This is a genomic window from Agromyces sp. NDB4Y10 (genome assembly GCF_001620055.1).
GTDB classification, from domain to species: Bacteria; Actinomycetota; Actinomycetes; order Actinomycetales; family Microbacteriaceae; genus Agromyces; species Agromyces indicus.
In genome coordinates this window covers 79,723-101,417 of record NZ_LQGY01000004.1, presented here as the reverse complement: position 1 = coordinate 101,417, position 21,695 = coordinate 79,723, and the positions used below count along the sequence as shown (strand labels likewise).

The 21,695-nt window shown below is 71.3% G+C and carries 18 protein-coding genes; 4 read left to right on the top strand and 14 right to left on the bottom strand.

Going from position 1 to position 21,695, the window contains the following annotated elements; genetic code table 11:
* Window positions 1-91: 91 nt before the first annotated feature.
* The 5 genes from AVP42_RS01415 to AVP42_RS01395 all read right to left on the bottom strand — a co-directional run bounded on the left by AVP42_RS01415 (window position 92) and on the right by AVP42_RS01395 (window position 7,852).
* The gene (locus tag AVP42_RS01415; protein ID WP_067945386.1) at window positions 92-1,957 is read right to left on the bottom strand and encodes a PA domain-containing protein; all 1,866 of its coding nucleotides are present in this window, start codon (window positions 1,955-1,957) and stop codon (window positions 92-94) included.
* A 130-nt stretch (window positions 1,958-2,087) separates the two neighbouring features.
* On the bottom strand, window positions 2,088-3,797 hold the full coding sequence (cydC, locus tag AVP42_RS01410; RefSeq protein WP_067945384.1) for a thiol reductant ABC exporter subunit CydC: 1,710 nt from the start codon (window positions 3,795-3,797) through the stop codon (window positions 2,088-2,090).
* Entirely contained in the window at window positions 3,790-5,421 is a 1,632-nt protein-coding gene (cydD, locus tag AVP42_RS01405) for a thiol reductant ABC exporter subunit CydD (protein WP_067945382.1), read from the bottom strand. The genes cydC and cydD overlap by 8 nt, the downstream gene beginning before the upstream one ends.
* Before the next feature lies 1 nt (window position 5,422).
* Entirely contained in the window at window positions 5,423-6,427 is a 1,005-nt protein-coding gene (cydB, locus tag AVP42_RS01400; RefSeq protein WP_067945380.1) for a cytochrome d ubiquinol oxidase subunit II, read from the bottom strand.
* 12 nt (window positions 6,428-6,439) lie between these two features.
* Complete coding sequence (locus AVP42_RS01395; RefSeq protein ID WP_067945378.1) at window positions 6,440-7,852, bottom strand: cytochrome ubiquinol oxidase subunit I; 1,413 nt, start codon at window positions 7,850-7,852, stop codon at window positions 6,440-6,442.
* A 106-nt stretch (window positions 7,853-7,958) separates the two neighbouring features.
* Here AVP42_RS01395 and AVP42_RS01390 point away from each other — a divergent pair, with 106 nt between their 5' ends.
* Genes AVP42_RS01390 through AVP42_RS01380 form a run of 3 tightly spaced genes read left to right on the top strand, consistent with a single transcriptional unit; the run spans window position 7,959 to window position 10,081 of the window.
* Window positions 7,959-8,330 (top strand): BlaI/MecI/CopY family transcriptional regulator, encoded by a 372-nt coding sequence (locus tag AVP42_RS01390; RefSeq protein ID WP_067945376.1) that lies wholly within the window; start codon window positions 7,959-7,961, stop codon window positions 8,328-8,330.
* A 1-nt stretch (window position 8,331) separates the two neighbouring features.
* Window positions 8,332-9,258: a M56 family metallopeptidase gene (locus AVP42_RS01385; protein WP_067945374.1), complete on the top strand. Its 927-nt coding sequence runs from the start codon at window positions 8,332-8,334 to the stop codon at window positions 9,256-9,258.
* Window positions 9,259-9,301: 43 nt separating this feature from the next.
* A complete protein-coding gene (locus tag AVP42_RS01380; protein ID WP_082846893.1) occupies window positions 9,302-10,081 on the top strand; it encodes a DedA family protein in 780 nt (259 codons plus the stop codon).
* On the opposite strand, the gene AVP42_RS01375 is transcribed toward AVP42_RS01380, so the two are convergent.
* From AVP42_RS01375 to AVP42_RS01355, 5 genes are all read right to left on the bottom strand, one after another.
* The gene (locus AVP42_RS01375; RefSeq protein WP_067945372.1) at window positions 10,078-11,010 is read right to left on the bottom strand and encodes an ABC transporter substrate-binding protein; all 933 of its coding nucleotides are present in this window, start codon (window positions 11,008-11,010) and stop codon (window positions 10,078-10,080) included. The two genes, AVP42_RS01380 and AVP42_RS01375, sit on opposite strands and share 4 nt — an antisense overlap.
* On the bottom strand, window positions 11,007-11,750 hold the full coding sequence (locus AVP42_RS01370) for an ABC transporter permease (protein WP_067945370.1): 744 nt from the start codon (window positions 11,748-11,750) through the stop codon (window positions 11,007-11,009). Before AVP42_RS01370 ends, AVP42_RS01375 begins: the two co-directional genes overlap by 4 nt.
* Window positions 11,747-12,433: an ABC transporter permease gene (locus tag AVP42_RS01365; protein ID WP_067945369.1), complete on the bottom strand. Its 687-nt coding sequence runs from the start codon at window positions 12,431-12,433 to the stop codon at window positions 11,747-11,749. The genes AVP42_RS01370 and AVP42_RS01365 overlap by 4 nt, the downstream gene beginning before the upstream one ends.
* The gene (locus tag AVP42_RS01360; protein WP_067945367.1) at window positions 12,430-13,242 is read right to left on the bottom strand and encodes an ABC transporter ATP-binding protein; all 813 of its coding nucleotides are present in this window, start codon (window positions 13,240-13,242) and stop codon (window positions 12,430-12,432) included. Before AVP42_RS01360 ends, AVP42_RS01365 begins: the two co-directional genes overlap by 4 nt.
* Before the next feature lie 107 nt (window positions 13,243-13,349).
* Window positions 13,350-14,009 (bottom strand): TetR/AcrR family transcriptional regulator, encoded by a 660-nt coding sequence (locus AVP42_RS01355; protein WP_067945365.1) that lies wholly within the window; start codon window positions 14,007-14,009, stop codon window positions 13,350-13,352.
* A 111-nt stretch (window positions 14,010-14,120) separates the two neighbouring features.
* Between AVP42_RS01355 and AVP42_RS01350 the strand changes: the two genes are divergently transcribed.
* Window positions 14,121-15,179 (top strand): App1 family protein, encoded by a 1,059-nt coding sequence (locus AVP42_RS01350; protein WP_067945363.1) that lies wholly within the window; start codon window positions 14,121-14,123, stop codon window positions 15,177-15,179.
* Window positions 15,180-15,231: 52 nt separating this feature from the next.
* Here the strand turns inward: AVP42_RS01350 and AVP42_RS01345 are convergent, their stop codons facing one another.
* From AVP42_RS01345 to dnaE, 4 genes are read right to left on the bottom strand one after another with little or no spacing between them, the layout of a single operon-like run.
* Entirely contained in the window at window positions 15,232-16,287 is a 1,056-nt protein-coding gene (locus AVP42_RS01345) for a quinone-dependent dihydroorotate dehydrogenase (RefSeq protein WP_067945362.1), read from the bottom strand.
* A gap of 13 nt (window positions 16,288-16,300) precedes the next feature.
* Window positions 16,301-16,774, bottom strand: coding sequence for a transcriptional regulator NrdR (gene nrdR, locus AVP42_RS01340; protein ID WP_067945360.1), 474 nt, complete (start codon window positions 16,772-16,774; stop codon window positions 16,301-16,303).
* Between the two features lie 24 nt (window positions 16,775-16,798).
* The gene (hisD, locus tag AVP42_RS01335) at window positions 16,799-18,112 is read right to left on the bottom strand and encodes a histidinol dehydrogenase (protein WP_067945358.1); all 1,314 of its coding nucleotides are present in this window, start codon (window positions 18,110-18,112) and stop codon (window positions 16,799-16,801) included.
* 47 nt (window positions 18,113-18,159) lie between these two features.
* The gene (gene dnaE / locus AVP42_RS01330) at window positions 18,160-21,690 is read right to left on the bottom strand and encodes a DNA polymerase III subunit alpha (RefSeq protein ID WP_067945356.1); all 3,531 of its coding nucleotides are present in this window, start codon (window positions 21,688-21,690) and stop codon (window positions 18,160-18,162) included.
* Between the last annotated feature and the right edge of the window lie 5 nt (window positions 21,691-21,695).

Here is a 21,695-nt window from a genome sequence, read left to right as displayed (position 1 = left end):
CTGCCGGTGCCGAAGCGGTCCGCGCGCTGGCGGGGTGCGGACGCGCCGGTGGGCGGGCGCTCCCGCACCCGCCCACCGGCGTTCGAGCAGATCAGCCCTCCGGGTCGTACTGGAAGATGTACAGGCCGCTGTCGCGGTCCGATGCCAGCACGTACTTCTCGCCGTTCGGGTGCTCGTGCACCTCCACGCCCCAGAAGTTGTTGCCGCCCTCCTCGATGAAGTGGCCGACTTCGTTCAGCCCCGTCTCCCGGTCGTACTCCACCACACGGAAGCCCGCGGCGTAGTAGGAGACGTACGCGAGGTTCTCGTCGGGATCGGTCGCGATCTCGTGCACCGACAGGTCGCCGAAGCCCGAAGCGTAGGCGGCGTCCTGGCTCTCGGGAACGTAGTACTGGTCGAGGTCCTCCATCGTCTCGGCGTCGTACAGGTGCACGTAGCCCCACCCGTCGAACACGGCGCTCACGTCCACGTCGCGTCCGGGGTCGCCGACCGCGAGCGGCACCGGGTACGGAGTCCCGCTGCCGCAGGTGTAGCCGGCCGGGACACCGCCGGTCAGGATGCGGAACCCGTCGGTGCGCGAGGCGAACACCGCCGGGATGCCCGCGTCGACGAGCATCGACACGAGGGCGTCGCAGTTGCCTGCGGCGTCGGAGTTGAAGACGATCGCTCCCTCGTAGCCTGCGGCCTCCACGGCCTGGACCTTGTCGGTGAACGCGCAGGTGCCGCGTTCGATGACGGCGACGGTCGCGCCGCCCGGCGCCGGGACGGAGGCTGCGGTGCAGGCGAGGCCGACGTAGCGCGTGCCTCCGGCGAGGCTCTGCTCGGGCGAGATCTGCGGCACGTCGGACCCCTGGACGGCGGTGAACTCGCCGGCGCCCTCGATCTGGGCGATGACGCGGTACGGATCGAAGTCCTCATCGGTCGCGATGAAGAACTCGCGATCGTTCGTGAACTCGGCCTGATGCGCGTTGCCCTCCGGGGTGATCTGCTCGCCGGCCACCTCGAGCCGTACCGGATCGAACTGCTCGAAGTCGGTGTCGTCGATGAACACGGGGTTCGCCGGATCGTCGACGTTCAGCTTGATGTAGCCGCCATCCCAGTACGAGAGCAGCATGGTCATCACGCCGTCGACCTCTTCGACGACCATGTCGTGGAGGAAGGTCGCGTCGCCGTGGACCTCGCCGAGGGGCTGTGCGGACTCGTCGACCAGGTCGGTCTCGGAGACCAGGACCGGCTTCGAGGGGTTCGTGATGTCGAGGATGTCCACGTCGGCGGATTCCTCGTTGTCGACGAGCACCACGTACGCCCGGTCGCCGTCGGTCCACATGCGGATCGAATGCGTCTCGTGGGCCTTCGTCTGCGCCTTGCCCGGCACGTCGAAGTCACCGGCACCCTCGACGAGCTTCTTCGGCTTCGCCGGGTTGGTGACGTCGACCAGCGTCACGCCCCCGATCCCCTTGTCGTCGCCCGGGCAGATCTCGTTCTGGTAGGCGAGGAGCTGACCCGTGAAGTGCTTCGTCTTCAGGTCGATGACCTGCGACCCTTCGCCGCTGAAGGTGCCGCGGTGGCTGTCGATCTTCGTGACGAGCTTCGGCGCCTCGGGATCGGCGATGTCGACGATGTAGACGCCGCCGCGATCGCACGCGGGCTCCCAGAAGGCGGTGAGGTAGGCGTAGTTGCCGTACGCCGAGACGTCGGCGATCCGGCCGGGCTGTTCCGCGCCTTCGAAGAGGTCGAGGTTGCCGATCTTCAGCACGTTGTCGCTCGAGGCGGGGAGGTGGCCCTCCTCCTCTCCGTGCTGCTGGCCGTGCGAGTGGTGGTTGTGGGTCTCCTTGCCGGAGTCGAGGACTCCGTCGTCGACGAGCGGCTCGTCGTGTGCGAGCACGGGACCCGCGCCGAGCAGGAGTGCTCCCGCCGCGACGATGGCCGTGCCCGCGAGTGCGGCACTTCGGTACATGAAGGCTCCTCTGCTGGGGGTATGCCGTCCGCCGGGCGGACGATTGGGGGGAGTCAAGCAGAGAAGTTGTCCCCCGGACTAGGGGTGCGTTCCGAGAACGCAAGATCCGTGCGCACGACGCGAGGAATCGTCACTCTCGCTGGCCGACGGTATCAGCCGGCCGGTCGATTCGGATGCGCCGGTCGACGAGCCCGTCAGGCGCTCCGGTGTGGGAGATGAGGATCACCGAGCGGCCATCCGCGGCGGCCCCGAGCAGGTCCGCCAGGAGGGCGTCCGCGCGATCCGCGTCGACGCTGGCGGTCGGCTCGTCGAGCACCAGCACCGGGAAGTCGGCGAGCATGGCCCGGGCGAGGGCGATCCGCTGCGCCTGGCCTCCCGAGACCAGCGCGCCCCGCTCCCCCACGCGGGCATCGAGTCCGCCGCGCTCGGCGACCCACGACCCGAGCCCGACCCGATCCAGCGCCTCGAGCAGCTCGGCATCGGTGGCGGTGTCCCGGGCGAAGATGAGGTTCTGGCGGAGGTCCTCGTCGAACAGCCACGGCCGCTGCTCGACGAGGCCCACGACGCGGCGGACGTCCCGCGGATCGAGGTCGCGAGCCTCCACGTCGTCGAGGCGGTACGACCCCTCGTACTCGAGGAACCGGACGAGCACGTGTGCCAGCGTGGTCTTGCCGGAGCCCGACGGCCCCTCCACGAGCACCCGGTCGCCCGGGGCGACGTCGAGGTCGAGCGGCGCCAGGTCGCGTGAGCCGGCATGCCCGGCGCCGCTCGCCCGCGGCCAGCTCGCACTGGCGCCCCTGAGCCGAAGGCCGGGTGTCCGGCGCCGATGCGACGATTTCGGCTCGGGTGCCGGGCCGGACCGCGGCTGCGGCAGCTCCGCCGGGACACCCGCCGGGACGGCGTCGGCCACCCGTTCCGCACTCGCCCGCACGGTGCGGACGGCGCCGATCGCCACGGGGATCGCCGCCGCGACCTCGGCGATCGCGAGCGGGACCAGGCACAGCACGGCGAACGTGGGACCACTGATCCGGCCGTCGGCGAGCAGCGGGGCGGCGGCTCCGAGGCTCGCCGCCGCCGCGACCCCGCCGACCGCGCTCATCGCGGCCGCAGCCAGGCCCTGCGCGGCCGCGCGCGTCCGGGTCGCCCGCTGCAGCTCGGCGCCGATCCGCCGGATGCGGGCCCGGCTCGGCGCCGCCGCGTCGAAGGCCACGAGGACGTCGAGGGCCTGGACGTGTTCGACGATCGCGGCCTGCAGCCGTCCGCGGAGCGGGGCGAGCCGCGCGTCCGCGCGCGCGGCGAGCACCTGCTGGGCCGTCACCGCGACGGCGATGCCGACGCCGAGGCAGGACAGGACGGCGAACGCCGAGCCGGGGGCGAGCCAGGCCAGTCCGGCGATGGCCGCGGCCAGGACGATGGCGGCGCTGACGAGCGGCTGCACGATCCGCAACGAGACGTTCTGGAGTTCGTCGACGTCGCCGACGAATCGCGCGAGGAGGTCGCCGCGGCGGCTTGTAGCGAGCCCGTCGGGTGCGACGGGAAGCATGCGCTCGAACACCCCCGTCCGGATCTCCGCGAGCTGGCGGAAGGCGGCGTCGTGACCGGCGAGGCGTTCGAGGTAGCGGAACACCGCGCGGCCGAGCGCGAAGGCGCGGACGCCCACGACGCCGAGCGACAGGTAGAGGATGGGCGGCTGCTCGGCGGCGCGCGCGATCAACCAGGCGCTCGAGGCGAGCAGCGCGACGCTCGAGAGGCCCGCGAGCACCCCGAGGAGGATCGACGGCACGAGCCGCCCGGCCGGCGGGACGGCACGGCGGAGCACGTCTCGGGTCGATTCACGCATGCGCGACCTCCCGGATGGCGACGACGCGGTCGGCGTGGGCCGCGAGCGTCTCGCGGTGGGTCACGACGAGGACGGTCCGTCCCTCGGCGGCGAGTTCGCGGAGCCCTGCGGCGAGCGCCGCCTCGCGATCGGCGTCGAGCGCCGACGACGGCTCGTCGAGGACGAGCAGGGAGGCGTCGGTCGCGAGCAGGCGGTGGATGGCGCGTGCGACGGCGACGCGCTGGGCCTGTCCGCCGGAGAGGCCGGTGCCGCCGGGTCCGAGCACGGTGCCGGCGGGCACCTCGGCTGCGGCGAGGGCGAGTGCCCGGTCGGCGACGGCGGCGGGGGCGTGCTCGGCGCCGAGGCGTACGTTCTCGGCCACCGTGCCCTCGAGCAGGTGTGCGCTCTGCGCGGCCCACGCGAGTCGCGCCCGCGTGCCCGGACCGAGCGCGACGCCGTCGAGGGTGGCCGTGCCCTCGTAGGGGGCGAAGCCGAGCAGCGCGGCGACGAGCGACGACTTCCCCGACCCGCTCGCCCCCATGACGGCGACGATCTCGCCGGGGGCGGCGTCGAGGTCGACGCCGTCGGCCGCGGTGCGCCCGTCGCGGGTGACGCGCACGCCGCGCAGGTGCAGGCCCGCGGCATCCGTCGTCGGGTCGCCGTGCTGCGCGGGCTGGTCGGGGCGACGCTCCGCCGGGTCCGTCTCGAGGAGGTCGAGGGCGCTGCGAGAGGCTTCGAGGCCGGCGGTGGAGGCGTGGAACGCCGCGCCGACGTTGCGGATGGGCAGGAAGACCTCGGGCGCGAGCACGAGCACGAACAGCCCGGGCGCGAAGGACATGTCGCCCGCGACGAGTCGCAGTCCGATGGAGACGGCGACGAGCGCGACCGACAGGCTCGCCGCGAGTTCGAGCGTGAACCCGGAGAGGAACGTAACCCGCAGCACCTTCATGGTGCTCGAGCGGTACTGGTCGGTGACGGTGCGGATGCGCTCCACCTGGCGCTCGGCGCGACCGTACAGCATGAGCGTCGCGAGTCCTCCGACGACTTCGAGGAACCCCTTGGAGAGCGACTGGAGGCGCTGCCACTGCCGGCGCTGCACGACCTCGGTCGCCATGCCGATGAGCGCCATGAAGACGGGGATGAGCGGCAGGACGATCACGAGGATGAGCCCGGACACCCAGTCCGCCGACCAGGCCGCGGCGACGAGGATCGGGGTGGCGACCGCGGTGAGCACCAGTTGCGGCAGGTAGCGCCCGAAGTACTCGTCGAGGGCGTCGAGGCCGGGGCCGAGCAGCGTGGCCGCGTCGGCCGTCGACGTGGGCCGCGCGTCGCCGGGCCGGGCCTCGAGGGCGGCGAGCAGGTCGTCGCGCAGCTCGGCCTTGACCCGCATCGCCCCGGCCGAGCCGAGCCACTCCCAGAGCCAGCCGGCGAGCGCGCGAACGGATGCCGCGGCGACGAGCACCACGATCACCGATTCGATCCCCCACGGCACGTCGCCCTCGATGAGGCCCACGACGAGCGACGCGAGCGCCCAGGCGAACGCGATCGTCGAGCCGGCCTGGAGCAGCGCGAGCGCGCCGCCGCCGATGAGGAAGCCGCGCGCCGCGCGGGAGCGCCGGATGAGTCGTGGGTCGAGGGGGCGCACGTCAGTGGGCGGCGGCGTCGATCGTCTGCCGGGTCACGCGCTTGCGGAAGACCCAGTAGGTCCAGCCCTGGTACGCGAGGATCAGCGGCAGGAAGATCACGGCGGTCCAGCTCATGACGGTGAGCGTGTACGGCGTGCTGGAGGCGTTGGCGATGGTGAGGCTGTTGGCCGGGTCGTTCGATGCGGGCATGACCTCGGGGAAGAGCGCCGCGAACAGTCCGAAGACCGCCGCGCCGATCGTGACGGCCATCAGGGTGAACGCGGTTCGCTCGGCGCCGCGTCCGTTGGCGAGCCAGGCGCCGACGAGGGCGACCGCGGCGACCGCGGCCAGCGCCCAGAGCCAGGCGCTGCCGTTCGCGAGGCCGGTCCAGACGAGGAAGGTGGCGGCCACCGCGATGGTGATGGCGCCGGCCTTCGCCGCGAGGCGGCGGGCGCGCTCGCGGATCTCGCCGTCGGTCTTCAGCGCCGCGAACACGACGCCGTGGGTGAAGAAGAGCAGCAGCGTGGTGAGGCCGCCGAGCAGGGCGTAGGGGTTGAGCAGGTCGAACAGCGTGCCCGTGTAGTTGTGGTCCGCGTCGAGCGGGACGCCCTGGACGATGTTGGCGAAGGCGACGCCCCAGAGCAGCGCCGGGACCGCCGAGCCGATGATGATCATCGAGTCGAATCGGCGCTTCCAGGCGAGCTCGGGTCGCTGGTGCCGGTACTCGAAGGAGACGCCGCGGGCGATGAGCGCGAGCAGGATGAGCAGCAGCGCGAGGTAGAACCCCGAGAACAGGGTGGCGTACCACTCGGGGAACGCGGCGAAGAGCGCGGCGCCGGCCACGATCACCCAGGTCTCGTTGAGGTCCCACACCGGGCCGATCGTGTTGATGAGCACGCGGCGGTCGGTGTCGTCCTTCGCGAGGAACGGCAGCGACATGCCGACGCCGAAGTCGAACCCGTCGAGCACGAAGTAGCCGACGAAGAGGAAGGCGACGATCCAGAACCAGAGCGTTGCGAGATCCATGTCCGTCTCCTCCTAGTAGACCGTGGCGGCGTGTTCGACCTCGCCCGTCTCCGGGTCCGGCGCGGCGATCTCGGGCGGTCCCGTGCGGATCGCCTTGAGGATCAGCTTCACCTCGACGACCGCGAGGGCGCCGTAGATGAGCGTGAAGGCCACGAGCGAGATCAGGACCTCGAGGCCGGTGACGTTCGGCGACACCGCCGATTCGGTGGGCAGGAGGCTGAACACGATCCAGGGCTGGCGGCCCATCTCGGTGAAGACCCAGCCGACGATCATCGCCATGAGCGAGAGCGGGAAGCTCCAGATCGCGACGGTCCAGACCCAGCGCTGGCGCGGCATCCGACCCTTGCGGGTGAGCCACAGGCCGGCGACCGCGACGAGGATGTGGAGCATGCCGAGGCCGATCATCCACCGGAACGACCAGTACGTCACCCAGATGATGGGCGCGTAGTCGCCGGGACCGTAGAGGTCGGTGTACAGCGCCTGCAGGTCGTTGATGCCTTCCACGCAACCGTCGAGGGTGTGCGTCGAGAGCAGGGCGAGCAGGTAGGGCACGCGGATGGAGAACAGCTCGGTGGAGCCGTCGGGCGTGCCGAGGGTGAAGAGCGAGAACGAGGCGTCCGCACCGCAGACGGTGTCGTACGTGGCCTCGGCCGCGGCCATCTTCATGGGCTGCGTGGCGACCATCGCGAGGCTCAGCTGGTCGCCGAAGAACGTGGTGAGCGCGCCGGCTCCGACCATGGTCCAGAGGCCGAACTTCAGGGCGGGACGCATGGTGTCGAGGTGCTGGTTGCGCGCGAGGTGCCAGGCGGCGGCGCTGATCACGAGGCCGGCCGAGACCATGAAGGATGCCGCGATCGTGTGCGGGAACGCGGCGACGGCCACCGGGTTCGTCAGCAGCGCCCAGATGTCGACCAGTTCGGCGCGCCCGCGCTCGGCGTTCATCTGGTAGCCGACGGGGTTCTGCATGAAGGCGTTGGCCGCGATGATGAAGTAGGCCGACAGGATGGTGCCGATCGCGACCACCCAGATGGTCGCGAGGTGCAGCTTCTGCGGGAGCCGGTTCCAGCCGAAGATCCAGAGGCCGATGAACGTGGCCTCGAGGAAGAACGCGAGCAGGCCCTCGAGGGCGAGCGGGGCACCGAAGACGTCGCCGACGAACCGGGAGTACTCCGACCAGTTCATCCCGAACTGGAACTCCTGCACGATGCCGGTCACGACGCCCATCGCGAAGTTGATGAGGAAGATCGTGCCGAAGAACCGCGTGATCCGCAGGTACTCGATCCTGCCCGTGCGCACCCACGCGGTCTGGAAGACGGCTGCGGTGGTCGCGAGTCCGATGGTGAGGGGAACGAAGAGGAAGTGGTAGACCGTCGTGAGTCCGAACTGCCACCTGGCGAGCAGGAGCGGATCGAGGAGCTCGTTCACTGCGGGGGCCCCTTTCGTGGGAGTGACGGCGCGTTCTTCTACACAGCGTAGAGCACTTTTCTACGATGTGTAGAACCTTTGGGCCCTTGCGCGGTATCCTCGATGTATGGCAGGACTCGGCGACCTCGAGCGCTCCGTGATGGAGCAGCTCTGGAAGAGTGACGGACCGCTCACGGCGAACGAGGTGCGCGAGCACCTCGCCGACCCGTCCGACCCGTCGCGCACCCCGGCCACGACCACCGTCCTCACCGTGCTCTCCCGCCTCGAGCGCAAGGGCTTCGTCACCCGCGCCCGCGAGACGCGCCCGCACCGCTACCGCGCGCTGCTCTCCCGGGCCGAGCACACCGCCGAACTCATGCACGAGGTGCTCTCGTCCTCCTCCGACCGCGACGCGGCGCTGGCCCGCTTCGTCGGCACGGTCAGCGACGGCGAGGCGCGCACGCTGCGCCGCCTCCTCGACGAGCTCGTGCGTCGCTGACGTGGTCGCCGCCGCCGTCCTGCTCGGCGTCGTCGCGCTCGCGCTCGCCTGGCCGGTCCCCGTCGCCCTCGCCCGGGCATCCTGGCCGGCGCGCTCCCCCGCCACGGCCCTGGCGCTCTGGCAGGGCATCGCACTCGGAGGCGGCCTCGCCATGATCGGCTCGCTGCTCGTCTTCGGCGCGTCGCCGGGCGGATCGATCGTCGGCGCGGCCCGCGACCTGCTGCCCGCCTTCACCGCCGGCCCGATCCCCGGCGGCTACGGCGTGATCCACCTCGCGGCGCTCACCCTCGCCGTCGGGCTCACCGTGCACCTCGCCCTGAACCTCCTCTCGACCGCCATCCGCGCCGAACGGGCCCGTCGGCGCCAGCACCGGCTCGTCGACCTCCTCGCCGAGCCCGCCGCCGACCCGTCCGGTCCGCGCGTGCTCTCGCACCCCGTGCCCGTCGCCTACTGCGTCCCCGGCATCCGCACCGCCACCGTCATCACCGAGGGGCTCGTCGAGCTGCTCGACGCCGACGAGCTGCGCGCCGTCGTCTCGCACGAGCGCGCGCACCTCGACCAGTTCCACCACCTCGTCCTGCTCGCGTTCCGGGCGTGGCACGGCGCGCTCCCCTGGTTCCCCATCGCCAACCGCGCCGAACGGGCCGTCGCCCTGCTCACCGAACTGCTCGCCGACGACCGCGCCCGCCGCGAGACCGGTCCCGAGCCGCTCCGGCGGGCGCTCGTCCTCGTCGGGAGTGCCGGCGAGCCCGGGGCGTACGCCGACGCCGGCGGCGTGAATCCGGACGCCGGCATGCTCGAGCAGCGCCTCGAGCGGCTCGAACCGGGGCGGCATCCGCTCGGCCCCGTCGCCCGCACGGCCAGCTGGATCGCCACCGCCCTCATCGTCGCGACGCCCGTCGTGGTGCTCGCCGCCGTGACGCTCTGACGGCTCACAGCCGCCACGGCGACCCACGCCCTAGGCTCGGAGCGTGAACGAGCTGCTCGACGGCATCCTCGGCACCGTCGAAGGTGTCGATCCCGTGCTGCGGACCGTCCTGGCCGGCATCGGCATCATGCTCGAGACCTCCGTGCTGATCGGGCTGGTCGTCCCGGGCGACAGCATCGTCATCGTCGCCTCCACCGCGGTCGACGGTCCCGTCGAGTACCTCGCGCTCGCCCTCACGGTCATCATCGGCGCGCTGGTCGGCGAGAGCATCGGCTTCGCGCTCGGGCGATGGTTCGGACCGCGCATCGAACGATCGCGCGTCGGTCGCCGGATCGGCGAGCACAACTGGCACCGCGCGCGTCGCTACCTCGCCCGTCGCGGCGGGCCGGCCGTCTTCATCTCGCGGTTCCTGCCCGTGCTGCACTCCCTCGTGCCGCTGACCGTCGGCATGAGCGACATGTCCTACCGGCGCTTCATCGCCTGGACCACCCCGGCGTGCATCATCTGGTCGTTCGCGTACGTGAGCGTCGGCAGCGCCGCCGCGGGCGGCTACCGCAGCCTCAGCGACGACCTCCACTGGGCCGGCTACCTGTTCGTCGGAGCGATCGTCCTGTTCCTGGTGCTCGTGTGGGCGGCGAAGAAGGTCCTGATGCGGCTCGAGGCGCGGCACATGGCGGATGACGCGGTGCACGACGCCGGCGCCGCGGTGGCCCCGCACGGCATCGCGCCCGAGGTCGAGCCCGCCGGGGAACCGGCCGTCGCACGCGACGAAGGGCCGGCCGCCGAGGCGACCGACCCTTCCGAGCGACGTCGAGAGCCCTAGAAGAGGGCCTTCTCGGCGAGCCAGTCGCTCGCGATCTGGTCGGCCGACTGCTGCTCGTTCACGCTGAGCGCGTTCAGCGCCACGAGGTCCTCGGGAGTGAGGGCCGCGCTGACCGTGTCGATGACCTCGGCCATCTCGTCGGTCACCTTCTCGCTCACGACGGGGACGACGTTCGACGACAGGAACAGCCCTTCCGGGTCCTCGAGCGTCACGAGGTCGTTCGCGGCGATGTTCGGGTCGGCGCTGTAGATGTTCACCATCTGCACCTGGTCGTCGACGAGCGCCTTCAGGGTCAGCGGGCCGCCGCTGTCCTCGATGGGCGTGAACGCCACGTCGACGCCGTAGACGGACTTCAGGCCCTCCGGCCCGTACGGGCGCGTCTCGAGCTCGGAGTTGCCGCCGAGCGTGATCGGGGTCGAGACGTCCTTCAGGTCGGCGAGGCTGGTGACCCCGTTCTCCTCGGAGAACGTGCGGGTGACGTTGTAGGAGTCCTGGTCGGTCGCCGGCGACTGCTCGAGCACGCGCAGCCCCTCGGGAAGCGCACCCTCGAGCTCGGCGTAGACGTCGTCGCTCGTGGTGGCCGTCGTGTCGGGCACGTAGTACTGGAGGAGGTTGCCGGTGTACTCGGGGAAGACGTCGATCGCGCCGTCCTCGATTTCGGGGATGTAGACCTCGCGCTGGCCGATCCGGAACTGCCGGTCGACCGTGAAGCCGTTCTCCTCGAGCGCCTGGGCGTACAACTCGGCGATGATCTCGTTCGAGTAGTAGTCCTGCGAGCCGACGATGATCGTCTCCGAGCCGCTGTCGCCCCCCTCGCCGCCCGATCCGCTGTCGAGCGGATCGCCGGATGCACACCCTGCCAGGGCCACTGTCGCCCCGACCGCGACCGCCGCCAGGGCGACGAGCCGGCCTTTTCCTGCTGTGGTCATTGCTGGTTCCCTTCGGTGATGGGTTGCCCCACGGCCGCTCGAGACCGGGCCGGTCCCGAACGGAGCTCTCTGGCGCGCGTGGCGCGCACGCCGGCGGGCACCACGAGCCGCTGCGCGAGTGCGAACAGCCCGTCGACGACCAGCGCCAGCAGGATCACGAGGATGGATCCGCCGAGCATCTCGGCGTAGTCGCGGGTCTTCAGCCCGCTGAAGATGAAGCGGCCGAGCCCCTCGTCGGCGATGTACGCCGCGAGCGTGGCCGTCGCGATGATCTGCAGGGTGGCCGAGCGGATGCCGCCGACGACGATCGGCAGTCCCAGGGGCAGCTCCACCTTGCCGACGATCTGCAGCTCCCGCATGCCCATGGCCCGGGCCGCGTCGATCGTGCGCCGGTCGACCGACTCGAAGCCGGCGTACGCGCCGGCCAGCAGCGGCGGGATCGCGAGGATCACGAGCGCGATGACGGGCGCCTGCAGGCCGATCCCGAGCCAGGTGCCGAACAGCGTCAGCACGCCGAGCGTCGGCAGCGCGCGGAGTCCGCCGGAGAGCATGACGGCCGGTTCGCGGCCGCGACCGGTGTGTCCGACCCACGCGCCCACGGGCAGGGCGATGACCGCGGCGATGACGAGCACGACCGCCGATACCCACAGGTGCTCGCCGAGGCGCTGCGGGATGCTGCCCGCGCCACTCCAGTTGGCGGGGTCGGCGAGCCAGGCGAAGGCGTCGGCGAAGAGGTTCACGAGCCCTCCGCTCCGACGGCGACCTCGACCGGCGCCGCACGGCGGAGCCGCGACGTGCGCGTCCACGGCATGAGCAGGCGGCCGAGGAGGACGGCGATCCAGTCGAGCAGCAGGGCGAGCAGGATCGTCGCGACGATGCCGGTGATGATCTCGACCTGGATGCCGCGCTGGAACCCGTCGGTGAAGAGGCTGCCGAGGCTCTGCACGCCGATCACCGCGCCGACCGTGGCGAGGCTCACGGTGCTCACGATCACCACGCGGAGCCCGGAGAGCAGCACGGGCCCGGCGAGCGGGAGCTCGACGCCCCAGAACCGCCCCGCCGCCGAATAGCCGATGGCGGTGGCCGACTGGCGGATGTCGCGCTCGACCGCGTCGAACGCGTCGGTCGCGGTGCGCACGAGCACGGCGATGCCGTACAGCGTGAGGGCGATCACGAGGTTCACGGGCGAGCGGAGGCTCAGCCCGGTGGCGGCGGGCAGCGCGATGAACAGCGCGAGCGAGGGGATGGCGTACAGCAGCCCGACGATCGAGAGCAGGATGCCGCGCGACCACCGGTGCCGGTGGGCGATCCATCCGAGCGGGACCGACAGCACGAAGCTCAGTATGATCGCCGGCACCGACAATGCCAGGTGCACCACGACGAGTTCGCCGACGCGGTCGAGGTTGGACCAGAGCCAGTTCACGAGGTGAGGACCCCGGCCGGGCGCCCGTCGGCGTCGACGACGATCCTCCGCCCGTCGACCTCGCGCACGTGGAGGGCCCGCTTGCCGCGATCGGCGCCCACGAAGTCCGCCACGAACGAGTCGGCGGGGTTCGCCAGGATCTCGGCCGGTGAGGCGGCCTGGGAGATGCGACCGCCCTGCTGCATGATCACGACCTGGTCGCCGAGGAGGAACGCCTCGTCGATGTCGTGGGTGACGAACACGACCGTCTTGCCGAGCTCGCCCTGCAGCCGCAGCAGCTCCTGTTGCAGCTCGGCGCGCACGATCGGGTCGACCGCACCGAAGGGCTCGTCCATCAACAGGATGTTCGGGTCGACGGCCAGCCCGCGGGCGACGCCCACGCGCTGCTGCTGTCCGCCCGAGAGCTGCGACGGGTACTTGTCGGCGAGGGACCGGTCGAGGCCGACCGTGTCGAGCAGTTCGAGGGCGCGCGCGTGCGCCGCGCGCTTCGACTCGCCTCGAAGCAGCGGCACGGTCGCGACGTTGTCGATCACCTTGCGGTGCGGGAGCAGGCCGGAGTTCTGCATCACGTACCCGATGCCCCGACGGAGCTTCACCGGGTCGACCGTCGCGACATCCGTCCCGTCGATGAGGACCTGGCCGCCGGTCGGGTCGACCATGCGGTTGATCATCCGGAGCAGGGTCGTCTTGCCCGAGCCGGACGAGCCGACGAGCACCGTCGTCTCATGCGGCGGGATGACGATGTCGACGTCGCTGACGGCCACGGTGCCGTCGGGGAACTGCTTCGTGACACCGCGGAACTCGATCATGCTGCCTCCCCCGTGCGGGGCGCCGGTCGGCGCATCCTCAAGCCAAACACCTCGCGGCGGTCCGTGGCAACGGCGGCAGGCCGGTTCGGGCGGCTCTCGGGAGGTTCTCAGGCCGCGGTCGTCGCCGCGACCCGGTCGGCGAGGTGCTCGTCGAGGTACACGCGCACCACGCGCCGCGCCTCGTCGAGGTACCGAACGTCGCCGGCCGCGTCGCGCGCGAAGGCGCGGTGGATGAGCGCCTCGCCGATCTCGACGGCGATGCCGAGGCGGAACCGGGTCTCGGCGTCGTTGCGGATGCCGAAGTCGTGCTCGAGGAGGAGCGCGAGGCGGTGGGCGATCTCCGCCTCGCCGTCGCGCTCGGACAGCTCACGAGGCGCCGCGTGGATGACCGTGAACCCGGGCTCGTCGCGGTACAGCTCGGCGCACACCGCGAGGGCGGCGTCGATGACGTTCCACCAGTCGGCGAGCTCGGCCTGCTCGAGTGCCTCGGCGAGCCGCTCGCGGTACCGGCGCACGCTGCGCTCCCGGAGCGCGTGCAGGACGGCGACGCGGTCGGGGAAGTACCGGTAGACCGTGCCGATCGACGCGCCGGCCCGCTCGGCGACCATCTGGGTCGTCAGGCGTTCGAAGCCGAGCTCGTCCACGATCTCGGCCGCGGCGTCGAGCAGCGCGTCGAGCCGCTGGGTGCTCCGGCGCTGCGTCGGCTCGGTGCGGACCGAGCGCCTCCGGCCGTGATCGGTCCCGAGGATCAGGTCGATGTTGGGCACGGGACCTCCTCACTTGCCGGACCACTCTACCCGCGACGCGCGACCTCGCGGACGCGGGCGGCGTCGCGCCGGGTTTGACCCATGGTCGGGACCGCATGAAAGACTGAGTGGATGCCGGTGAGTTCCCCTGTCCCGGCCGGTTCCCGGCAACGACCGGTCCGGCACGGTGCCGCGCGCCTCGAAGACTGGATCCACGACGTCCGCGAGCGCTGGGCGCGGCGCCGGGGCCACGTCCCGACCGTGGTGCCGTACACGGGCTACGGCTCGACGGAGTGGGTGCGGGTGTTCTGCCGCGTGCTCCTCGCGAAGCCGGCGTCGGCCGAGGGCACGTCCAAGCGCCGCCGGCGCCGCCGCGAGCAGGGCATCCGCGGCTGGCGCAGCTTCACGAGCGTCCCCGTCGGCGACGTTCGCGTGACGATCGAGGTCGGGGGCGAGCGCATCGAGGTGCTCGCCGACCGCGGCGGCGTGGTCGACACGCGCGTTCCGGCCAACCTCGAACCGGGCTGGAACCGCGCCGTGCTGCAGGTCGAGGGATCCGAGCCGGTCGAGGCGCCGATCTGGGTGGTCGCACCCGACGTCCACTTCGGCATCGTCTCCGACATCGACGACACCGTCATGGTCACGGCGCTCCCCCGCCCGTTCGTGGCGTTCTGGAACACCTTCGTGCTCGACGAGCACGCCCGCAGCCCCACTCCGGGCATGGCCGTGCTGTACGAGCGGCTCGTGCGCCAGCATCCGGGGTCCCCGGTCGTCTACCTCTCGACCGGCGCCTGGAATGTCGCCCCGACGCTCACCCGGTTCCTCTCTCGCAACCTCTACCCCGCCGGCCCCATCCTGCTGACCGACTGGGGTCCGACGCACGACCGCTGGTTCCGCAGCGGCCGCGAGCACAAGTCCGACAACCTGCGGCGGCTCGCCGAGGAGTTCCCCGACATCCGGTGGCTGCTCATCGGCGACGACGGCCAGCACGACGAGGAGCTCTACGCGTCCTTCGCGGCCGAGCACCCCGAGCGGGTCGCCGCCGTCGCGATCCGCGAGCTCTCGGTCGGCGAGGCGGTGCTCGCGGGCGGCCGCAGCAAGGCCGAGCAGCACGGCGCCGACGTCCCCTGGGTGTCCGCCAGCGACGGCGCGACCCTGGCCGACCGGCTCGCGGACATCGGCATGCTCTGAGCGGCATGCACCGCGCATCGGCGGCTCGTCGCGCCGGCGTCGACCTCGGCGGTCAGGCGACGGATGCCGCGACGCTCCGCTCGCGCCGCAGGCGTTCGAGTCCCCGGTTGACCTGGCGCGCCCAGAGCGGGCCGCGGTAGACGAAGCCCGTGTAGCCCTGGACGAGCGTGGCTCCGGCGTCCAGTCGCTCCTGCACGTCCTCGGCGGTCTCCACGCCACCCACCGACACCACGCAGAGCGACGCCGGCACGTGCTCCCGGATGAGGCGCAGCACCGCGAGCGACCGGGTCGCGAGCGGCGCGCCGGAGAGCCCGCCCGCGCCGATCGCCTCGACCTCCGCGGGCGGCGTCAGGAGCCCGGCCCGGGAGATGGTCGTGTTGGTCGCGATGATCCCGTCCAGTCCCAGCCGGACGACGAGCTCGCAGATGCGCACCACTTCGGCGTCGTCGAGGTCGGGCGCGATCTTCACGAGCAACGGCGTGCGCCCGGCGGCCTCGCGGACCGCCTCGAGCAGCGGCGCGAGAGCGTCGAGTTCCTGCAGACCCCGCAGTCCCGGCGTGTTCGGCGAGCTGACGTTGACGACGAGGTAGTCGGCGTGCGGGGCCAGCACCTTCGTGCTCCGCACGTAGTCCTCGGTCGCCCGCTCGACGGGCGTGACCCGGCTCTTGCCGATGTTGACGCCGAGCACCGGTCGATGGGGGCGACGGGACAGCCGCGAGATGCGGCCCGCCGCGGCATCCGCACCGCCGTTGTTGAAGCCCATGCGGTTCACCAGCGCGCGGTCGGCGACGAGCCGGAACAGGCGCGGGCGCTCGTTGCCCGGCTGCGCGATCGCGGTGAGGGTGCCGACCTCGACGTGGCCGAAGCCCAGGTGACCGAGGCCGACGACCGCGAGCGCATCCTTGTCGAAGCCCGCGGCGACGCCGAACGGCGACGGGAACCGCAGCCCCAGCGCCTCGACCGCGAGCTCGGGCGCGGGCGCCGTGCCGCGTTCGACCAGGCGGCCGATGCCGAGGAGCGGCAGCCGGCGGATGACGCCGAAGGCGAGGTGGTGGGCGCGCTCCGGGTCCATGCGCGTGAAGACCTGGGAGAAGAGAAGTCGATACATGCCGTGGGACAGGCTACTCGACCGGACGCGCGGGCAGGCGCCCGTGCTCCTCGCGCAGCTGGCCGATGGCCGACTCGAAGTCCTCGAGCGACTCGAACGCCTGGTAGACGCTCGCGAACCGGAGGTAGGCCACCTCGTCGAGGTCGCGGAGCGGCGGCAGGATCGCCAGGCCGATGTCGTTCGCCTCGATCTGCGACGCGCCCGTGGAGCGGATCGTCTCCTCGACCTTCTGCGCGAGGACGGCGAGGTCGGAATCGGTGACCGGCCGCCCCTGGCACGCCTTCTTCACGCCGAGCACGACCTTCTCGCGGCTGAACGGCTCGATGACGCCGGAGCGCTTGATCACCGCGAGGCTCGCCGTCTCGGTCGTCGAGAACCGACGGCCGCACTCCGGGCACTGGCGGCGGCGACGGATCGAGAGCCCGTCATCGCTCGTGCGGGAGTCGATGACGCGCGAGTCCGGGTGGCGGCAGAACGGGCAGTGCATGGTGCTCCCAGCGTAGCGGCGCGGTCAGGGTCGGTCGCCGAAGCGGGCCGTCACGGCCTCGCCGTGCGCGGGCAGGTCCTCCTCGGCGGACAGCGCGGCGATGACCGGCGCGACCTCGCGGAGCGCGGCCTCGTCGTACCGCACCACCTGCTGCGGCCGGAGGAAGGTCGCGGCCGACAGGCCCGCGGCGGAGCGCGCCTGCCCGCCGGTCGGCAGCACGTGGTTCGATCCGGCCGCGTAGTCGCCGAGGCTCACCGGCGAGTACGGGCCGATGAAGATGGCGCCGGCGTTCTCGATCCGGGCGAGCGTCGCATCGGCGTCGCGCACCTGGATCTCGAGGTGCTCGGCCCCGAACGCGTTCGCGAAGTCGGCGGCCTGCACGAGGTCGTCGACGAGCACGACGGCCGACTGCGGGCCCTCGAGGGCGGTGCGGATCCGGTCGGCGTGGCGGGTCGCCGCGACCCGGGCAGCGAGCCGGTCGAGCACCCGCTCGGCGAACGCCGGCGAGTCGGTCACCAGCACGGCCGCGGCGAGCTCGTCGTGCTCGGCCTGGCTCACGAGGTCGGAGGCCACGAGGTCGGCGTCGGCGGTGTCATCCGCGATGACGAGGATGTCGGTGGGTCCCGCCTCGGAATCGATGCCGGTGACGCCCTGCACGAGCCGCTTCGCCGCCGCGACGAAGACGTTGCCCGGCCCGGTGACCCGCTGGACCGGGTCCAGGCCGATTCCCGGGACGCCGTAGGCGAAGGCGCCGATCGCTCCCGCGCCGCCCATCGCGTAGACCTCGTCGATGCCGAGCAGGGCCGCGACGCCCGCGATGGTCGGGTGGATGCGGCCGCCGTGGGCCGCCTGCGCGGGCGAGGCGAGCGCGATGGACCGGACGCCGGCCACCTGCGCGGGCACGACGTTCATCACCACGGACGACGGGTACACGGCCTTGCCGCCGGGCACGTAGAGTCCGACGCGCGCCACCGGCTGCCACCGCTGCTCGACCACGGCACCGGGCCCGAGGACGGTCGTCGCGGGAGCGGGCACCTGCGCGGCGCTGGCTGCGCGCACGCGCTCGATGGTCGACTCGACGGCGCGCCGCACCTCGTCGGTCAGCGCATCGCGCGCCGCCCGGAGCTCGTCGGCGCTCACCCGCACGGCGGCCGGGCGGACGCGGTCGAACCGCTCGGCCTGGTCGAGCAGCGCGGCCTCGCCGCGGGAGCGGACGTCGTCGATGAGCTCCCTGGCCGGGTCGAGCGCCGCCGCGACATCCGTCGCGGCACGCGGGACGAGGTCGAGCAGTTCGCTCATCGAGGGACGGGAGTCGCGGAGATCGATCGTGCGCAGCATGGCCCGCCCAGCCTACCGATCACGACCGGGCGCCCGCTGGACGCCCGTCACGTGAGGCAGTTCGGACCGAGCAGGCTCTTCAGCTCGCCGTAGAAGTCGGCGCTCACGGCGACGGGGTACGGCAACTCGAACACGCGTGCGGTGCGCCCCTTGGTGAGCTTCAACCGCACCTCGGTGTCGCCTCGATGGCGGATGAGGACATCGCCGAGCGCCGTGATCGTGTCGGTCGTCGCCCGGACGTCGGGCAGGGAGATGACGACCGGCCCGTTCTCGTCGCCCTGTCCCACCTCGGGCTCGAACACGCTGTACGCGTGCAGGTTCATCCCGTCGTCGCGCAGGCTCACTCGGCCGCGCACGACGACGATCGAGTCGCCCTTCAGCGCCGGAGCGAACTCCTGGTACGCCTTGCCCATGAACATCACGGTGATCTCGCCGGAGAAGTCCTCCACCTGGATCATCCCGTACTGGTTTCCGGACTGCCGCGCGACGCGGTGCTGCACGCTGGTCACCAGGCCCGCGATCGTCGCGACGTCGCCGTCCTGCGTGCCATCCGAGCTCATCAGGTCGGTGATGGTGGTCGACGCGTGCTTCGCGAGCGTCGCCTCGAGCCCCGCGAGCGGATGGTCGGAGACGTAGAGGCCGAGCATCTCGCGCTCGAACGCGAGCTTGTCGCGCTTGGACCATTCGGGCCGGTCGGGCACGGGCGAGGGCGCCGCCTCCTTCTCGTGGTCCTCGAACAGGCTGTCGAAGTCGAAGCCGACGTCGCCGTTCTCCTCCGCGCGCTTCTCCTTCACCGCCGCCTCGACGGCGCCCTCGTGGATCTCCACGAGCGCCCGGCGGGTGTGCCCGAGGGAGTCGAATGCGCCCGCCTTGATCAGCGACTCGACCGTGCGCTTGTTGGCGACCTGCGTCGGCACCTTCTTCAGGAAGTCGTGGAACGACTCGAACCGGCCCTTCGCGTCGCGCGCCGCACGGATCGCGTCGACCACGTTGAAGCCGACGTTGCGCACGGCGCCGAGCCCGAAGCGGATGTCGTCGCCGACGGCGGCGAAGAACCCGATGGACTCGTTCACGTCGGGCGGCAGGACCTTGATGCCCATGCGGCGGCACTCGTTGAGGTACAGCGCGAGCTTGTCGCGGGCGTCGCCGACGCTCGTGAGCAGCGCCGCCATGTACTCGGCCGGATAGTGCGCCTTGAGGTACGCGGTCCAATAGCTGAGCACGCCGTACGCGGCGGAGTGCGCTTTGTTGAACGCGTAGTCGGAGAAGGGCAGCAGGATGTCCCAGAGGGTCTTGATCGCGGCATCCGAGTAGCCGTTGGCCTTCATGCCGCCGGAGAAGCCCTCGTACTGCTTGTCGAGCTCGGACTTCTTCTTCTTGCCCATCGCGCGGCGCAGGATGTCGGCCTGGCCGAGGCTGAACCCGGCGACCTTCTGCGCGATCGCCATGACCTGCTCCTGGTAGATGATCAGGCCGTAGCTCGTGTCGAGGATCTCGCGCAGGGGCTCCTCGAGTTCGGGATGGATCGGCGTGATCGGCTGCAGGCCGTTCTTGCGGAGCGCGTAGTTGATGTGGGAGTTCGCGCCCATCGGGCCCGGACGGTAGAGCGCGATGACGGCCGAGATGTCCTCGAAGTTGTCGGGCTTCATCTGGCGGAGCAGCGAGCGCATGGGGCCGCCGTCGAGCTGGAACACGCCGAGCGTGTCGCCGCGCGAGAGCAGCTGGTACGCCTCGGCGTCGTCGAGGGCCAGGTCTTCGAGCACCGGCCGGAAGCCGCGGTTCGCCTCGATGTTGTCGAGCGCGTCGTCGATGATCGTGAGGTTCCTGAGCCCCAGGAAGTCCATCTTGATGAGGCCGAGCGACTCGCACGCGGGATAGTCGAACTGCGTGACGATCTGGCCGTCCTGCTCCCGCTTCATGATCGGGATGATGTCGATGAGCGGCTCGCTCGACATGATGACGCCCGCGGCGTGCACGCCCCACTGCCGCTTGAGGTTCTCGAGCCCGAGCGCCGTCTCGAAGACCGTCTTCGCCTCCGCGTCGGTCTCGATGAGGGCGCGGATGTCGCCCGCCTCCTTGTAGCGCGGGTGGTCCTTGTCGAGGATGCCGGACAGCGGGATGTCCTTGCCCATCACCGCGGGAGGCATCGCCTTGGTGAGCTTCTCCCCCATGCCGAAGGGGAATCCGAGCACGCGCGAGGAGTCCTTGAGCGCCTGCTTCGCCTTGATGGTGCCGTACGTGACGATCTGCGCCACGCGCTCGTCGCCGTACTTCTCGGTCACGTACTTGATGACCTCACCGCGACGACGCTCGTCGAAGTCGACGTCGAAGTCGGGCATCGAGACGCGGTCGGGGTTGAGGAAACGCTCGAAGATCAGGCCGTGCTGCAACGGGTCGAGGTCGGTGATGCGCATCGCGTACGCGGCCATGGATCCGGCGCCGGAGCCGCGGCCGGGACCGACCCGGATGCCGTTGTTCTTCGACCAGTTGATGAAGTCGGCGACGACGAGGAAGTAGCCGGGGAAGCCCATCTGGCTGATGACCTCGACCTCGTAGGCCGCCTGCTTGCGCACGTCGTCCGGGATGCCGCCCGGGTAGCGCTCGTGGAGGCCGCGCTCGACCTCCTTCACGAACCAGCTCTGCTCGCTCTCGCCCTCGGGCACCGGGAAGCGCGGCATGTAGTTCGCGCTCGTGTTGAACTGCACGTCGCAGCGCTCGGCGATGAGCAGCGTGTTGTCGCAGGCCTCGGGGTGGTCGCGGAAGAGGTGCCGCATCTCGGCGGCCGACTTCAGGTAGAACTCGTCGGCGTCGAACTTGAACCGGTTCGGGTCGTCGAGGGTCGAGCCGGACTGGACGCAGAGCAGCGCCGCGTGGCTCTTCGCGTCGTGGGCGTGCGTGTAGTGCAGGTCGTTCGTGGCCACGAGCGGGAGGTCGAGCTGCTTCGCGAGGCGGAGCAGGTCGTCCATGATCCGCTTCTCGATGCCGAGCCCGTGGTCCATGATCTCGGCGAAGAAGTTCTCCTTGCCGAAGATGTCCCGGAACTCCGCCGCCGCCTGCACGGCCTCGTCGTACTGGCCCAGCCGCAGCCGGGTCTGCACCTCGCCCGACGGGCAGCCGGTGGTCGCGATGAGCCCGGCCGAGTACGTCTGCAGCAGCTCGCGGTCCATGCGCGGCTTGAAGTAGTAGCCCTCGATCGACGCGAGGCTCGAGAGCCGGAACAGGTTGTGCATGCCCTCGGTGGTCTCGGAGAGCAGCGTCATGTGCGTGTACGCACCCGACCCCGACACGTCGTCACCGCCGCCGTTGCCCCAGCGCACGCGGGTCTTGTCGCTGCGGTGGGTGCCCGGCGTGAGGTACGCCTCGGTGCCGATGATGGGCTTCACCCCGGCGTCGGTCGCCTGCTTCCAGAAGTCGAACGCGCCGAACACGTTGCCGTGGTCGGTCATCGCCACGGCCGGCATGCCCTCGGCGGCGGCGGCCTTCATCAACTCGCCGACCCGGGCCGCACCGTCGAGCATCGAGTACTCGGAGTGCACGTGCAGGTGGACGAAGGAATCGGCGGCCACAGGGCTCCTCATCGGGT

Coding starts and splice junctions, on each gene's coding strand:
- AVP42_RS01415 (WP_067945386.1), bottom strand. CDS start 1,957: ATGTACCGAAGTGCCGCACTCGCGGGCACGGCCATCGTCGCGGCGGGA.
- cydC (WP_067945384.1), bottom strand. CDS start 3,797: ATGCGTGAATCGACCCGAGACGTGCTCCGCCGTGCCGTCCCGCCGGCC.
- cydB (WP_067945380.1), bottom strand. CDS start 6,427: ATGGATCTCGCAACGCTCTGGTTCTGGATCGTCGCCTTCCTCTTCGTC.
- AVP42_RS01390 (WP_067945376.1), top strand. CDS start 7,959: ATGGCAGGACTCGGCGACCTCGAGCGCTCCGTGATGGAGCAGCTCTGG.
- AVP42_RS01375 (WP_067945372.1), bottom strand. CDS start 11,010: ATGACCACAGCAGGAAAAGGCCGGCTCGTCGCCCTGGCGGCGGTCGCG.
- AVP42_RS01360 (WP_067945367.1), bottom strand. CDS start 13,242: ATGATCGAGTTCCGCGGTGTCACGAAGCAGTTCCCCGACGGCACCGTG.
- AVP42_RS01350 (WP_067945363.1), top strand. CDS start 14,121: ATGCCGGTGAGTTCCCCTGTCCCGGCCGGTTCCCGGCAACGACCGGTC.
- AVP42_RS01345 (WP_067945362.1), bottom strand. CDS start 16,287: ATGTATCGACTTCTCTTCTCCCAGGTCTTCACGCGCATGGACCCGGAG.
- nrdR (WP_067945360.1), bottom strand. CDS start 16,774: ATGCACTGCCCGTTCTGCCGCCACCCGGACTCGCGCGTCATCGACTCC.
- hisD (WP_067945358.1), bottom strand. CDS start 18,112: ATGCTGCGCACGATCGATCTCCGCGACTCCCGTCCCTCGATGAGCGAA.
- dnaE (WP_067945356.1), bottom strand. CDS start 21,690: ATGAGGAGCCCTGTGGCCGCCGATTCCTTCGTCCACCTGCACGTGCAC.